Source organism: Pandoraea horticolens (genome assembly GCF_902459555.1).
In the GTDB taxonomy this organism is placed as follows: Bacteria; Pseudomonadota; Gammaproteobacteria; order Burkholderiales; family Burkholderiaceae; genus Pandoraea; species Pandoraea horticolens.
This window is the reverse complement of sequence record NZ_CABPSM010000003.1, coordinates 319968-334581: the sequence shown is the minus strand read 5'-3', so window position 1 is coordinate 334581 and position 14614 is coordinate 319968. Positions and strand designations below refer to the sequence as shown.

General features: G+C 60.7%; 12 protein-coding genes and 1 tRNA gene. 6 read left to right on the top strand and 7 right to left on the bottom strand.

Features of this window, described 5'->3' with window-relative positions; all coding sequences use genetic code 11:
* Window positions 1–111 precede the first annotated feature (111 nt).
* Together PHO31112_RS08155 and PHO31112_RS08150 are read left to right on the top strand one after the other, a co-directional pair.
* Window positions 112–5073 carry a transglycosylase SLT domain-containing protein gene (locus PHO31112_RS08155; protein WP_150620037.1) on the top strand — a complete coding sequence of 1654 codons (4962 nt, stop codon included), beginning with the start codon at window positions 112–114 and terminating at the stop codon, window positions 5071–5073.
* A 185-nt stretch (window positions 5074–5258) separates the two neighbouring features.
* On the top strand, window positions 5259–5669 hold the full coding sequence (locus tag PHO31112_RS08150) for a KilA-N domain-containing protein (protein WP_150620036.1): 411 nt from the start codon (window positions 5259–5261) through the stop codon (window positions 5667–5669).
* Here PHO31112_RS08150 and PHO31112_RS08145 read toward each other — a convergent pair.
* Window positions 5618–6253, bottom strand: coding sequence for a hypothetical protein (locus PHO31112_RS08145; protein WP_150620035.1), 636 nt, complete (start codon window positions 6251–6253; stop codon window positions 5618–5620). The genes PHO31112_RS08150 and PHO31112_RS08145 overlap by 52 nt on opposite strands.
* 440 nt (window positions 6254–6693) lie before the next feature.
* Between PHO31112_RS08145 and PHO31112_RS08140 the strand changes: the two genes are divergently transcribed.
* On the top strand, window positions 6694–7254 hold the full coding sequence (locus PHO31112_RS08140) for a hypothetical protein (protein ID WP_150620034.1): 561 nt from the start codon (window positions 6694–6696) through the stop codon (window positions 7252–7254).
* 88 nt (window positions 7255–7342) lie between these two features.
* Window positions 7343–7573 (top strand): hypothetical protein, encoded by a 231-nt coding sequence (locus tag PHO31112_RS08135; protein ID WP_150620033.1) that lies wholly within the window; start codon window positions 7343–7345, stop codon window positions 7571–7573.
* 75 nt (window positions 7574–7648) lie between these two features.
* Here PHO31112_RS08135 and PHO31112_RS08130 read toward each other — a convergent pair whose 3' ends face one another.
* From PHO31112_RS08130 to PHO31112_RS08110, 5 genes are all read right to left on the bottom strand, one after another.
* Window positions 7649–7903, bottom strand: a complete 255-nt coding sequence (locus PHO31112_RS08130; protein ID WP_150620032.1) for a hypothetical protein — start codon at window positions 7901–7903, stop codon at window positions 7649–7651.
* A gap of 67 nt (window positions 7904–7970) precedes the next feature.
* The gene (locus PHO31112_RS08125; RefSeq protein WP_150620031.1) at window positions 7971–8999 is read right to left on the bottom strand and encodes an integrase; all 1029 of its coding nucleotides are present in this window, start codon (window positions 8997–8999) and stop codon (window positions 7971–7973) included.
* A gap of 14 nt (window positions 9000–9013) precedes the next feature.
* A complete protein-coding gene (locus tag PHO31112_RS08120; protein WP_150620030.1) occupies window positions 9014–10012 on the bottom strand; it encodes a site-specific integrase in 999 nt (332 codons plus the stop codon).
* A gap of 225 nt (window positions 10013–10237) precedes the next feature.
* Complete coding sequence (locus PHO31112_RS08115) at window positions 10238–10918, bottom strand: site-specific integrase (protein WP_343042722.1); 681 nt, start codon at window positions 10916–10918, stop codon at window positions 10238–10240.
* Window positions 10919–11321: 403 nt separating this feature from the next.
* Window positions 11322–11398, bottom strand: a tRNA-Arg gene (locus PHO31112_RS08110).
* A gap of 224 nt (window positions 11399–11622) precedes the next feature.
* Here PHO31112_RS08110 and rocD point away from each other — a divergent pair.
* Window positions 11623–12828: an ornithine--oxo-acid transaminase gene (gene rocD / locus PHO31112_RS08105; protein ID WP_150620028.1), complete on the top strand. Its 1206-nt coding sequence runs from the start codon at window positions 11623–11625 to the stop codon at window positions 12826–12828.
* 12 nt (window positions 12829–12840) lie between these two features.
* On the opposite strand, the gene PHO31112_RS08100 is transcribed toward rocD, so the two are convergent.
* Window positions 12841–13170 (bottom strand): DMT family transporter, encoded by a 330-nt coding sequence (locus PHO31112_RS08100; protein WP_150620027.1) that lies wholly within the window; start codon window positions 13168–13170, stop codon window positions 12841–12843.
* Between the two features lie 178 nt (window positions 13171–13348).
* On the opposite strand from PHO31112_RS08100, the gene alaC reads away from it, so the two are divergent.
* On the top strand, window positions 13349–14566 hold the full coding sequence (gene alaC / locus PHO31112_RS08095) for an alanine transaminase (protein WP_150620026.1): 1218 nt from the start codon (window positions 13349–13351) through the stop codon (window positions 14564–14566).
* Window positions 14567–14614: the final 48 nt, after the last annotated feature.

Below are 14614 nucleotides of genomic sequence, written 5' to 3'. Positions count from 1 at the left end.
CGTCCGTCGCCCACTACCTCAGCGACACGCCCCCCCTCCCCTTAATCCGCGTCTCCCAGCACGGTCCCTATCGGCCCGTCGGACGACGCCTATTCCACTCTGGAGAACTACATGGCATTTCTGCCGACTCAAGATCAACTCGACAAAGCACAAGCAAACGACGACGCGCTGGGTATTCCGCGTGGCACGACTGCCCGGCAGATCGGCGTCGAGAGTGAATGGAACCCGAACGCTGTTTCGAACAAGGGCGCACGCGGCTACGTGCAAGTTATGCCGGACACGTTGCTCGCAGTGCAGACCCGCGTCGGTCGTACGCTGAATCCTTCCGACTTTGGCGACGCCCTGACAATTCACCGTGAAGTCATGTCGGAGAATCTGCGCCAGTTCGGCAATCTGCCGGACGCATTGCGCGCATACAGCGCTGGCTGGAGTCGTGACCGTTGGAACAACGACGAGACGAACGCGTACGTGCCGAAGGTGCTGGGCGGCGAAGCACCGCCCCCGGCGTCCGGTAAGCAGACGAAGGTCGGCCAGAAACTCGCCATGTCGCAAGCTGTGTCCGGCCTGTTCCGCCAAATGGCTGACGGCACGATTGGCGAGCGCAGCGTGCTCGATCAAGTGACCGGGGCCGGTGACACGACGCTTACCGTGAAGGCCGAGCAATCAAGTTGGGCGCAGGTCGCAGACCAGACGACGAAACACGTTGATCCGCGTGAGGCATTCGTACAGGCCGCCGTGTGGGGCGGTATTACCGGCCGACTCAAGGACATTTTCAGCCGCGAGGCTGACGATCCGAATTGGACGATCACGCCCGACCAAAGCCGTGCGATGGGCGAGCAAACCCCGCAAGTGTGGGCAAATGACGACCTGCGTAACTATGTCCTCGGGGCGGGTAGCGAAACTGAATGGCGTCGCCGCATGGGCTGGGCCATTGAACGGGCGGAATTCGAGAACCGCGCCGCAGCGGTACAGGGCTGGGAGAGGGTCGGCGCTACCACTGCGCAATTTGCGGCTGGCATGGGCGACCCCGCCGTCATTCTCGCCACTATGGGTACTGGCGGCGCAGTCGCCGCAGCGCGCTCCGCAATAGCAGCCCGTGCCGGTGTTCAAATGAGCAGCGGTGTTCTCGGCTCGGCTGCACTGGCTGGCGCAGAGAACGGCGCAATCGAAATGGCGATCCGCGCATCCAACAATCAGGATATGGACTGGTCGGGCGTACTTCAGCAGTCCATCGTTGGGGCAGCGCTGGGCGCGGGCGGTCACTTGCTTGCTAACCGCTTTGGCGGTGCACCGGTGCCCAAGGACGATCCCGCCGTTGCGGGTGCAGCCAAGGCCGCGATGGACACCGCCGAGCGCGGTGTCCGTGAAGCAGGGGCTATTGATGTTCGTGGCCCGCTGCCGAACGGCGGTGTGTACGCTGCCGACCCCGTGGCGATGCTCACGGATTTCCGGCCGCGTCGTGCCGGTATGACCGATGTAGTCGAACCGGGCGCACGCCGCCTCGCTGACGTGCTCGACGCGGATGTTGCGACACTGGAGGCCGAACGTACGCAGCACCTCGCAACGGCGGCGAAGGGTGCGGACAAGGGAGCGATTGCATCGGCCCGCGACGAACTCGCGGTGCTGGCCGGTTCGACGCCGGACGAGGCGGATATCAAGGCGCTAACCCGGAACTACCAAGCGGGCGGTATGAAGTTCAAGGAAGCACAGGCTAAGGCCACTTCCGACGTGCAAGCGTACGCCGCCGAGCACCAAGCCAAGGTCGAACGCTTGTCGCAGTTCATCGAACAGAATGCTGAGGCGGCCAAGTCGCATCAGCGCCTCTCGGATATCGAAACCCAGCTTGCCGCGTTGCGCCGTGACCGGGCAGCGGTGGACGCGCCGCAGACCGCGCAGACGCCGATGGCCGCAGCGGTTCGCCGTGCGCTGGGATCGATGACGGACGAGGCAATCCCGGCTATCCGCCGCGAGGAACGCGCCCTGTCACAAAGCGAGACGCCCACCGTGGCCGGGGCATCCGGTAAGGCGGAACTGGCGCGCATGGCAGCCGGTACGACTGACCCGATGGTGCAGGGACTGGCCGGACGCCTACACGAGCAATTGCGTGGTGACGTGTCTGTTGTCCGCCGTGCCGACGACTCGGCAACCGGCGCGTACAACCCGAAGACTCACGCGGTGTCGCTCGGAGGCAAGGCCGGCGACGACGTGCTGCTGCATGAGTTGGCACACGCGGCCACGGTGAAGAAGCTGGAGTTCGGTAAGGCGAACCCGGCCTCGGTCCACGGCAAGATCGCCGGGGAACTGGAGAAGCTGCGCGCTGAAGCGGCATCCGGTTACAAGGGCAACGACGCGAAGACCCGGTATTACCTGTCGAACGTCGATGAGTTCGTAGCCGGGCTGTACAGCGGTAAGTCTGAGTTCATCGACCATCTGGCCGCAATGAAGTCGAAAGGCGAGCACCTGCTGACCAAGGCGGTTGACCTGATCCGTAGCCTGCTGGGTATCACCGCGAACCAGACCAATGCCTTGCTCAAGGCTGTGGGCTTGGCTGACACCCTGATCGACACGCCGCTGCACGACACCGCCGCAACGGGTGTACGCAACAGCGCCCCGGTGCGTGACGACATTGTGCGGTCAGCGCTTGCTCAGGAGTTCAAGAAGCAAATGGACGACTGGCAAGAGGTGCGCCCGGAGGCCACGGCCAAGATGCGTGCGCGGGCAGAGGGCTACTACGATAACGTCGTACGTAACACCAAGGCCTACAAGATGTTTGGTGACATCGCGGATAGCGTGGGCCTGAAGTTGTCTCAGTCCAAGAGCAAAGGTGTCCGTATGTGGGCCGCATGGCTTGGAGAGTCCGCAGACGGCACCAATCGCCAGTTCGCCTCGACGGCTGCAATTGAGCGGGAGATTCTGAATCACTCGTTTAAGGGGCCATTCTTCGAAATCCACGGGCGCATTTGGCCAAAGCTGTTCACGCCGAAGGAGTTGGCTGCCGCTACGGTCGGTATGGGCGAGGAGGCACAGAAGCGCGTAGGGAAGCTGATTGCGGAAGAACGACTGAAGCACCGGGCAGCAGTCCAGGCGGGCACGGAATACGTCTCCACGGCTGACCCGCTTGTACGCGAGTACGCGGGCGCGCTCGACGGCTACTGGCGTACGCTGGCCGAGAACGGTAAGGCAGTCGGTGACGCGCAAAGCGATGGCATCCACGGCGGCGGCTGGGTTGGCTACATGCCGTACAAGTGGGACTTCCGGGCGTTGAACGACCTGTACGTCAACGACGTGCCGAAGTTCAATGCGTTCAAGGCAATCCTGCGTCGCCAGTACGAAGCAAAGGTCGTTGGCCCAGCGCTGGAAAATATGCTGGCGACCGGCCCGCACACGCCGGAAGCACTGGCGGAACTGCGTGCATCCGCCTCGGAGAAGGCCGGGCGCATGGTTGACCACTACTTGAACCAGACCATGAAAGACCCGCAGTCGCGGATCGATGGTGCCGACAACCACTTCGGTGCGGTGGCCGCCGACCTGTTGCTGGAGGACTGGCGCGGTACGAAGGTGTCGTCGGAAATGGCAACCGAGTTCAAGCAGCGTCTGACGGACGTAATCAAGGATCGTACCCGCACGGAGTTCGATTTGCTCGATACCGAGGGCGGTGTCCGCATGCTCGACTACATCGACACCGATATCGGACGCATGGTCAATGGTAGTGCCGCCAAATGGTCGGGCAACATCGCCCTCGCCAAGCGCAACCTGCGTGACCCGCAGCACGTCGATGCACTGCTGGATGCGTTGCGTCAGGACGGTGCGACGCCGCAGGACGTGGACAACATCCATTTCCTGATCCGCTCGCTTCAGGGCAACCTGAACAATCAGGAGCACGGTGCATCGAAGCTGCTCCAGACCGGGGCGTATGTCACGATGATGGGTAAGTTGGGCTTTAACGGGGCAGCGGATGCCGGAGCGATTGTTACGGCGGTTGGCGTTGGTGGTTTCTTCCGCTCGCTGTTTACCGGTATTTTCGACAGCGCCGGGCCGGGTATCAAGAAGACTCTTCATGAATACGCAGGGAGTGCTCTCGGCCTCGACCATCGTATGCACATCGACCAGACAACCAATTCGGCCCTCAAGCCGGAAACGGTGCTTGCCGAAGGTAGTACGCTGAACCGCTTGGCGGACAGATCAGCTAGCGCAGTGGGTACGTTGTCCGGCATGAATCTGGTCGGGAAGATTATGCATCGCGGCTTTCTTCCTATTCTGACGGAAGAGCTTTGGTCAAAGGTTCGTGACGGTAAGGGGCACATCACCGATGCGCGCCTCGCTGACATGGGCATCTTGCCGCAGGACATCGACCGTATCCGCACGCAGATGGAGAAGCACGACGGCGGCCGGAAGAAGGGTGACGGTATCAACTTCGACAAATGGGACGACCAGTACGCGGCGGACGCTTTCATTGGTTCACTGCACCGCGCCACTTGGCAGGTACTGCAACGCGCCTTGATTGGTGAAACCCCTCGCTGGGCTACTGAGTCGGAGTTCGGGAAGTTGATCGGGCAGTTCCGCCGCTTTGGCGTCACGGCTGCTGAGAAGCAGTTCGCCCGCAACGTATTCATCGGTGACGGTCACGCGGCAATCGGGTTCACGATGGCGACGGCATGGGGCGCGATGCTGTACTACGCCAAGGTACAAGCCAACACGGTCGGGATGGACGCCCAGAAGAAGCAGGAGTATCTGGACGACAACCTGTCCGGTATCAAGTTGGCGACCGGCGTAGCCGTCATGGTGAACATGGCGGGCCTGTTGCCTGACACCCTCGACCTCGGGCATACGATCTTTGGTGGGCAGACGTACGGCAGCAGCAGCCCGGTCGCAGCAATCGGCTTCCTCCAGAACATCGGGCGGGGGGCGGGGGCTGCGGGTACGACGGCGCTAGGCGCAACGCTGGGGCACCTTCCGGGCAAGACTGATCCGGTCGACTACCACAAGCAGCTTCGGTCTATGTGGCGGTTGGTGCCGGGGTCGAATACCGTGTTCGGCACGGCCCTGAGCAATTCGTTGGCAGCAGAGCAATGACGGGAAGCCCGCCACGGCGGGCTTCTCCTCCTGCATTCCGGTCGGCTCAAATACCCATGCCCATAGCTGCACGCCGTTTTGTAAGCACGCGCAGCCCGTGCCTTGGGCTTCCCGACGTTCGACGCGATGGTCGCTGCTCTAGCTCCTCGGATGCAGACCGGTCGCTTGACCGGGGCGGGGCGAGCATGACTGCCCTTGTCCTTTCCGGCATCGGTATCCGTCAGGACGCCGAGGGCCGGTACTGCCTGAATGACCTTCACCGGGCGGCGGGTGGCATGAAACGCCATGCTCCAAATGAGTTCATGCGCCTTCCCACCTCCGCCGAGTTGGTGACGGAGCTAACCGGCGATCCCCGGTTTGCCCCGGTTGACAGCCAACGCGGGGGAACTGTACCCGGCACGTTCGTCGTCAAGGAACTGGTCTACGCCTACGCAATGTGGATCAGCCCGGCCTTCCACCTGAAGGTGATCCGCGCCTACGACCAGCTTGTGACGGCCCCGCCGCCGGTAGTGAGAAAGCGGCCTATTTCGGTCGTCTGTCAAACTTACGCAGTGAGATCGCCCCAAAGTTCACTTGTTTGGAAAATAGCGAAATAGAGTACATAACCGAGCGTAATCAACATCGGCCATCCGATCTTCAGAGATTCCGGCGCGAGCCCCTTAAACCCAAAGAGGTCGGCGATAACAGATTGAAATATGTAGTGTTCCTCAAACCATAAAACGCCGGCGACAAAGCACAGCAACGAAACCAGAGTGCCAACCGCGCCCACCAATAGGAGTGAAACGTTGCCTTCATCCACCTTGGAAAACACGAGATAAGCGACGGCTAGGATAGTAAAAAGCAGATTGAACTTAGGTGCCCCACTGTCAGTGATCCACGCTACGAATGTTAAAACTATGACCATGATCGGATACGCGAAGTAGAGCTTCGATATCGATGTCATATGGGACAGCGCCCCCGCGAGCACAAAGAACATTAGGAAGACCGCGTAATAGAACGCCACCCCAATGATTTTCAGTACATCGGACACTTGCTCGCTGAACACATACCCGATTAGCGGTAGCACAACTGGCTCCGTGTCGTTTAGCAAGTAGAATGCCGCCACAAACGGAAGTGCGAGGCCTAGATTGTAGGTCGGATGATCTATGATTTTCTTTGCAAGACCGAAGCTCACAGCCATTTCACTGTCCTAATTTCCATTTTTCCGGGTGTCTATCTTGCCATCAATTTATCTCGTACCGATATCGCGCCTTGGGCACATGGAATTCCCGGTTGCGACGGGGGTGGTATCAATTGACGAGAGGTTGTCCGCCGCGTAAACTTCTCTCATCACGCAGACAACCGTGATCTGGGTTTGGCGACCCGGCAATGCACAAGGCGGACAGCCGCCGTTGAGATAGCGTATTCGTGCAAATCTCAGGCGGTTTTCTTTTGGGCGGTCGCACGCCCAGATGACTTGTTTCGTCCGTACACCATGCGCCTCCTATGGGCGGGCCACGGTGGGGAGGGGTCCGCCCCTGCCGGTTCCCTTGTGCGCCGGTTCGCCAACCCTGCCGCGTGCCCGCCCACCCGTTTGGCGACGGGTTGCGGGTTTCTTTTAAAGCACAAGGAAACCGCACCATGCAAATCGCGAGCTTCAACATCGCAAACCTTCCCGTCCGTCTGAACTCGTACTCTGCCGGACGTGCCGCGTTCTTGCACTGGCAAGATCAGCTTGCACCGGATTACACCCGGCCGCGTCACGTCACCGCGCTGCCCGGTAGCGCGGTTCGCCGGTACGTCCCCGCTACCTTCGACAATGCCAGCTCGATATCAATGAGGGCGTATCGCGCCGCCGCCAAGGACGCGCACGATGGCACCGGCGAAGTATTCCTGATGGGCTTTGATGACGCTATGTCCGACGCCGGGGCAGGGACGCCTCGGGCAACCGACTTGCGTGCGTTCGATCTAGCTTCCGCCGTGCAAGGTGCCCCCGTGTGGACGCGGGACGGTCTACTCGCCGAGTTCGTTGCATATACGCCGGACGCCGAGTCGTGGGAACAGGTGACAATGCGGCTACCCGGTTGCAATCCTCAGAGCGAGTGGGATGTTACTGGACGGCACGGCAATGCAGGGGACCACTGGTGCGGGCACCTTTTCATGGTTCCGGATTGCCTGCTGTACGGTGCGATGGGAGTGTGATTGACAAAGCTCGGGGGCGGTGAGAACCGCCCTTGCTGTTCCCGCGACGTACAATGAACCAATTCATCCCATCGCCCCATGCTAAGCCATGACTTCTGACGAACCTGATCCCGTACATGCCGACATCATGAAGATCCGGGCGGTGACGATGCGCCTAGTCGATGAACAGGCGCGTTTGCTGGATGCCCGCGAGTCCGAGAATGCATACAGCCGATGGGATGCTATCGGTGACTGGCGGATGCTGGTTGTCGGCGTGGGGCTGTTTGCCGCTGGCGGGGCAATCGGGCTCATGTTCCTAAAGGCCATGCACTGGTCGTAGTAGGTCCGGCCACACAATACGATCATCGCGCCTAAGCGAGTGGGCCATCGGGGCTTGCACTCCGATGGCCGGTGATCACTCCTCCTCATTCTGCCGCTTAGGCCATTCGTAACAGCTAGGCGGATTCACCGCGTCCATAATTGCCCTAGCGTTAATCACCTCCGGCGCTTCGGGATGTGCCCACTCCAGCACCCGGCGTTTCACGCTGGGCGACAGCCAATCATCCCGCATCATGTACCCCCGTCCGGGGACGAAAGCCGCAACGAACCCACCATAAGCGTAGAGCATCTGAGGGCCGCGTTGCATGACAACAACCTGCATGTGTTTCATGCGCTTATTGTCCGCTCGTCTCGTTGCTGGAAGTAGTTTCACCGTGAACGAATCCTGTGCTTGTCGGTTACCCCAGTTTCTTGGCTAAGTCTTGCGTGCGCAGGTGGGTATACCGCTGCAACATGCGTAGATCTTTGTGCCCGGTGATCGTTGCAACCTCCAGCATGGTTAGCCCTTTTTCCACGATACGACTGGTTGCTTCATGTCGGAGATCATGGAACGTCAGGTTCTTAATGCCTGCCCGTTCAACCGCACGTGCATACGCGTGTCTTAATGCATTCTCCGTTAGCCCTCGGAAAACCCGTCCGCGATTTCTGACCCCGAGACGTACCAATATTTCAACTGCCCGCGTGGATAGCGGAACGCCACGAGGCACTCCTGTTTTAGTCTCGCTTAGATAGGCCGATTGCCTCTCCAGATCTATGCGAGACCAATCGAGATGCACGATTTCCCCCATCCGCATCGCTGTTTCCAAGGCAAGGACAATGACCGGGACGACGTGCCGGTTACGCGTTTCAGCACAGGCATTGAGTAGGGCAACTTCTTCGTCCGGTGAGAGCCTGCGTTCTCGGGGCGGATTCGATTTCGGTTTGCGGAAGTTGTGCAATGGGTTCCGGGAAAGTTGCACATCCCACTCGGCGCGAGCAACCCGAATTACATGGGAGAGAATCGTTAAGTCCCTGTTGACTGTCGAACCGCCAACCGAACGCAACCGGGCATCCCGCCACGCCGCGAAGTGCGCTTGCGTCAGGCTTTCGACCAATATCTTACTGATCGGAGTTTTCAAGAACGCTTTGATACGAGTGGCTTCTACATCGGCCCCACGTTTATGCGGCACGATTTCTATCAAATAGCGATGAAGTACGTCGCCGAACGTGCGATGCTCATTACGACTGCGTTCGCGCAATGCGTCCAGTGCTTGCTGTCGCTTGATCTCGTTCTGCCGCTCGCGGGCGTCGTTATCAACTACACGCACCCACTCCTCCGCATCATCCCTTACGTCGAAATATGCGACTTGCGTTGGCACGCCTGCACGTCGAACCACCCCTTTCCAACGCACGCCGAAGCCTCGTTTGATTTCAACAATGCTTGCCATCTGTAGTCCCCCGGTTAGCCCAGCTTCTTTGCCAGATCTTCGGCGCGGAGATGCGTATACCGCTTCAGCATCGCGAGTGTTTTGTGACCTGCGATGGCAGCTACCTCCATCATGGACAGCCCCTTCTCAAACATGCGACTGATAGCTTCGTGTCGCAAGTCGTGGAGCGTGAGATCGGCAATCCCGGCACGGGCGACGGCTCGTATGTACGCAAGGCGGAATGCGTTGGCCGTCCAGCCTTTGAATACCGGCCCGTCGTGCGGAGTCTTTACCGACTTCAGTGCTTCGCCGGCACGGCTGGACAGAGGTACGTCCCGCCTCTCCCCGTTCTTTGTCATTTCCAAGCGGGCTATGCACCGCTCCGTGTCAATCTTCCTCCAGTCCAAAGCGATGATTTCACCCCGCCGCATACCGGTTTCAAGGGCGAGCACAACAGCAGGAAACAGGAAGTCACCAATCCCCGACCGGCACGCGGCCAAAAGTCGCGCCTCCTCTCCCGGCATTAACCGGCGATCACGGGCAGGGTTGTGCTGCGGGCGACGTACATCGTGTACGGGGTTCAGGGGAATGTGCAGACCCCATTCCTTACGGGCGACCTCCAGCACATGTCCCAACAGATTCATGTCGCGATTCACAGTGCTCCCTGTGACCGTGCGAAGTCGTGCATCACGCCAAGCTGCAATCACGGGTGGCTTCAGGTTCCCCAAGCTGTACTGAGCAATGGGCTGTTGAATGAACCAGTTGATGCGGACTGTCTCTGCCGCACGGCCACGCTTACTCGGGGTAACTTCGTCTCGATACCTGATGAATAGGTCACGCAGAATCGCAGCCTGCGCCGGGCGTGGGTCGATGAATGTACCGGCAATCATCGAAGCTTCCGTCACCGTTACCCAGTGCTTCGCCAGCGTTTTAGAGGGGAATGTTTTCGATAGTGCCGGGAAGCCTTTGCGTCGAATCATCGCAGTCCAGCTAATCTTCCCGGCGGGACTGACACGTCGTCTGATGGTCGCCATAGGGCAACGCCCTCCCTCGCATAGAAGCGATAGAGAGACATTGCCGTGTCACACTTCTGCATGGTCGGCGTGAAAACGACCAAGTTCCGCGTGGGACTTCAAAGCCCTGAGCGATACGGCTGTCGATATGAGATTACGCCACCCGTCACGTGACGATTGTCCGATCAGAATACCGAGACATAATCCGCACGCAAGTGTGTCAATATTCTCAGACGAGAACTGGCGCTACCCCAGCTTCTTAGCCAAGTCCTCCGCTCGCAAGTGTGTGTACCGCTGCAACATGGAGAGAGTCTTATGGCCTGTTATTGCTGCGACCTCCATCATCGCAAGACCCCGCTCGAACAGACGACTCGTCGCCTCGTGCCGTAAATCATGGAAGCGAATGTCCGTCAGGTATCCCGGACTCGCTCCGCCCTCGCCCACATACAGATTTCGAGCACGGGCCGACGAACGGTCGAATGCCTGCGTAATCGAATCAGCAGCAAGCCCGAACACAAGGCCAGCCTCACGCGGACCGATTCCCTTCAGCACAGCAATAGCTCCAGACGAGAGAGGAACGGTGCGAGGTACATCCGTCTTGGTGCGCGGGAGGTGCGCGGTGCGTCGCTGTAGATCAACATGCTCCCAGCACAACCCCGCGATTTCGCCGCGCCGCATTGCCGTCTCGACCGCAAACCGGATGACAAGCCCAAGCACCGCAGAATGCGATGCACGGCCGATTGCCGCCATTTCGGTCTCCGTCACCCTACGAGTTCGGCCGGGAGGTTTCTGCGGCTTCCTGACCAGCGCCGTTGGGATTCCCGCAGCCAACGCGACACCCCATTCCGATACGGCGTGCCGCAAAGCACGACTTATGAGGTTCAGTTCATGGATCACGGTCTGCGGACCGACTGCACGCAGACGCATGTTCCGATACTCAGCCAACACAGCCGGGGATAGCGCGGGAAGACTGTATGCGCCGAGGGTCTGCTTGATCGTCCTAGCCCGACCGAGGTCACTCTTGCCGCTCCGCTTCGTCGGGGATACCTCAGCACAGTAGCGGTCAAGCAACGCCGCCAGAATCTCGCCGTGCACAGGCGGAGGGAGGAACTGTCCGCGATCAATTTGCGCTTCAAGCTCACGCCCCCATTGGGCGGCATCTGCCCGGGTACTGAAGGACTGAGTACGAGGCGGGTGCCCCTTCTTGCGCACTTGGCATTGCCACTTCGCGCCAAGCTTCCGGATAGTCGCCATGTGTCCTCACTGTGATGAAAGTGTGATGAACACGCGACTCGATGGAACCGGGCAACCGTAGGCCCTTGGATTTTACTGGCCTGCCCAGAGGGATTCGAACCCCCGACCGTCGGCTTAGAAGGCCGATGCTCTATCCAACTGAGCTATGGGCAGTGCGTGATGGCGGCGACCGAGCGTCGCTGCCGGCGGGTCTCGATGTGATGAAGGTGATGAAGCGCTTGAATCGCAATTGCCTGCGCAGCCATTCGCGCATCACATCCGAGTAATCCGCAATTATAGCGCACGCGCATGCCAATTTCATTGGGGTCACTTCAGGATATGCCCCCTTTGCGCTCCATCCCGTTCGCATCTAGACTACTTGCGTGGAGGAGCGCGTCATGAACGAAATCGAACGCGAACAACGCTTTGGCGCCCATAACTACGCACCGCTGCCTGTGGTGCTTTCGCACGCCAAAGGCGTCTGGGTCTGGGATGTCGAGGGCAATCGCTATCTCGACATGATGAGCGCCTACTCCGCCGTCAGCCACGGCCACGCGCATCCGCGCCTGGTCGCCGCGCTCACCGCTCAGGCACAACGCCTCGCCGTCGTCTCCCGTGCCTTTTACACCGACCGGCTTGGCGCCCTTCTCGAACGTCTGTGCGACCTCACCACACTCGGTGGCGCACTGCCCATGAACACCGGTGCGGAAGCCGTCGAAACGGCGATCAAGGTCGCCCGTCGCTGGGGCTACAGCGTCAAACGCATCCCCGCAGATCAGGCGGAAATCATCGTCGCCGACGGCAATTTCCACGGACGCACCACCACCCTCGTCGGCTTCTCCTCCGAACCCGCCTATCGCGCCGACTTCGGCCCCTTCGCCCCGGGATTCGTCCGCGTTCCCTTCGGAGATATCGAGGCGGTGCGCGCCGCCATCACGCCCAACACCTGCGCCGTACTCTTCGAGACGATTCAGGGCGAAAGCGGCATCGTGCTGCCGCCCGACGGTTTCCTGCGCGCCCTGCGTCAGCTCTGCACGGAACAAAACGTGCTCATGCTGCTCGACGAAATCCAATCGGGACTCGGGCGTACCGGCCGCTGGTTCGCCTATCAACACGAGAACATCGTGCCCGACGGCGTCATGCTGGGCAAAGCCCTCGGCGGCGGCCTGCTGCCCGTGTCCGCCTTCGTCGCACGACGCGACATCATCGACCTGCTCGAGCCCGGCAGCCACGGCTCGACCTTCGGCGGCAACGCGCTGGCCGCCACCGTCGCGCTGGAAGCGCTCGACGTCATGGCCGACGAAGACCTGCCGGGAAGAAGTGCCGAAATGGGCGAATACCTGCTCTCGCGACTGCACGCGATACACTCGCCCCTCATTCGCGAAGTGCGAGGACGCGGCCTCTGGGCCGGCATCGAAATCGATCCGGCACGCGCCGGCGCGCACGACCTCTCCCTGCGCATGCTGCGCCGTCGCGTGCTGGCGAAGGAAACGCGTGCGACGGTGTTGCGTCTCGCACCGCCGCTCGTCATCGAACGTGCCGAGATCGACACCTGCATCTCTGCGCTCAAGGCCGTGCTGGCCGAAGCCGAGACGGACGTGTAACGGCAACGCCCGTCAATGTGCGGACGATTTCGACCAGAGATTCATCACCAGAACACCCGCGACGATGAGCGCCATGCCGACCATGGCGGGCGCATCGAGCTTCTGCCCGAAGAGCACGCGCGACGCTATCGAAATGAGCACGATGCCCAGCCCCGACCACATCGCGTAGGCGATGCCCACGGGGATCGTGCGCAGCGTGAGCGAGAGCATGTAGAACGCCACGCCGTAACCCACGACGACCAGCGCCACCGGCCCGACGCGCGTGAATCCCTCCGATGCCTTGAGCGCCGACGTCGCAATCACCTCCGCCACGATCGCCACCAGCAGGTACAGATACGCCATCGAAACTCCTCGTATGCCCAAACTCAAGAGGCGCCCATCATAACCGACGGATTCCGCGCCGCGTCGCGCAAAAAAACGCTTGCCTAAGGGGGTGCGCCGCGCTAAAGTCGCCGTCACGGTGTGGCCAGCACACCGGCGTCGCTCGGACGGTTCCGGGCGCTTACGTTCCAGGATTGCCATGTCCAGCTCCCAGAGCTCGCGCAGCTTTACGCGCATCAATCGCCTTCCCCCCTACGTTTTCAACATCACCGCCGAGCTGAAGATAGCGGCGCGACGCCGTGGCGAGGACATCATCGATCTGTCGATGGGCAATCCCGATGGCGCGACGCCGCCGCATATCGTCAGCAAGCTCGTCGAAGTCGCACAACGCCCCGACACGCACGGTTACTCAACCTCGCGCGGTATTCCGCGTCTGCGCCGCGCGATCACGCGCTGGTACAAGGATCGCTATGACGTGGACCTCGATCCCGAGCGCGAAGCCATCGTTACCATCGGCTCGAAGGAAGGTCTCGCGCACCTGATGCTCGCCACGCTGGATCAGGGCGACACGGTGCTCGTGCCGAATCCGTCGTATCCAATCCACATCTACGGCGCGGTCATCGCGGGCGCGAACATCCGCTCCGTGCCGATGACACCCGGCATCGACTTCTTCACCGAACTCGAGCGCGGCATTCGCGAGAGCCATCCGAAGCCGAAGATGGTGATTCTCGGCTTCCCGTCGAACCCCACGGCACAGTGCGTCGAACTCGAATTCTTCGAACGCGTGGTCGACCTGGCGCGCAAACACGACATTCTCGTGGTGCACGATCTGGCCTACGCCGATATCGTCTACGACGGCTACAAGGCGCCCTCTATCATGCAGGTGCCTGGCGCGAAGGACGTGGCCGTCGAATTTTTCACGCTCTCGAAGAGCTACAACATGGCCGGCTGGCGCATCGGCTTCATGGTCGGCAATGCCGATCTGGTCGCCGCCCTCGCCCGCATCAAGAGCTATCACGACTACGGCACGTTCACCCCCTTGCAGGTCGCGGCCATCGCCGCACTTGAGGGCGATCAGCAGTGCGTCGAAGAGATTCGCGCCCAGTATCAGCGCCGCCGCGATGTGCTCTACAAAGGATTGACGGAAGCCGGCTGGGCGGTCGATCTGCCGCGCGCGTCGATGTACATCTGGGCGCGCATTCCGGAACCGTACCGCGCGCTCGGCTCGCTCGAATTCGCCAAGAAGCTGCTTGCGCAGGCCAAGGTCTCGGTTTCGCCAGGTATCGGCTTCGGAGAGTACGGAGACGAATACGTGCGCTTCGCGTTGATCGAGAACGAGTCGCGCATTCGTCAGGCGGTACGCGGCATCAAACACATGTTCCGTGAAGACGGACTGGTGCAGCCTACGGTTCCTTAACCCGAGACCTCACACGCGACGGCACAAACAAACCCATCGGGACGCACT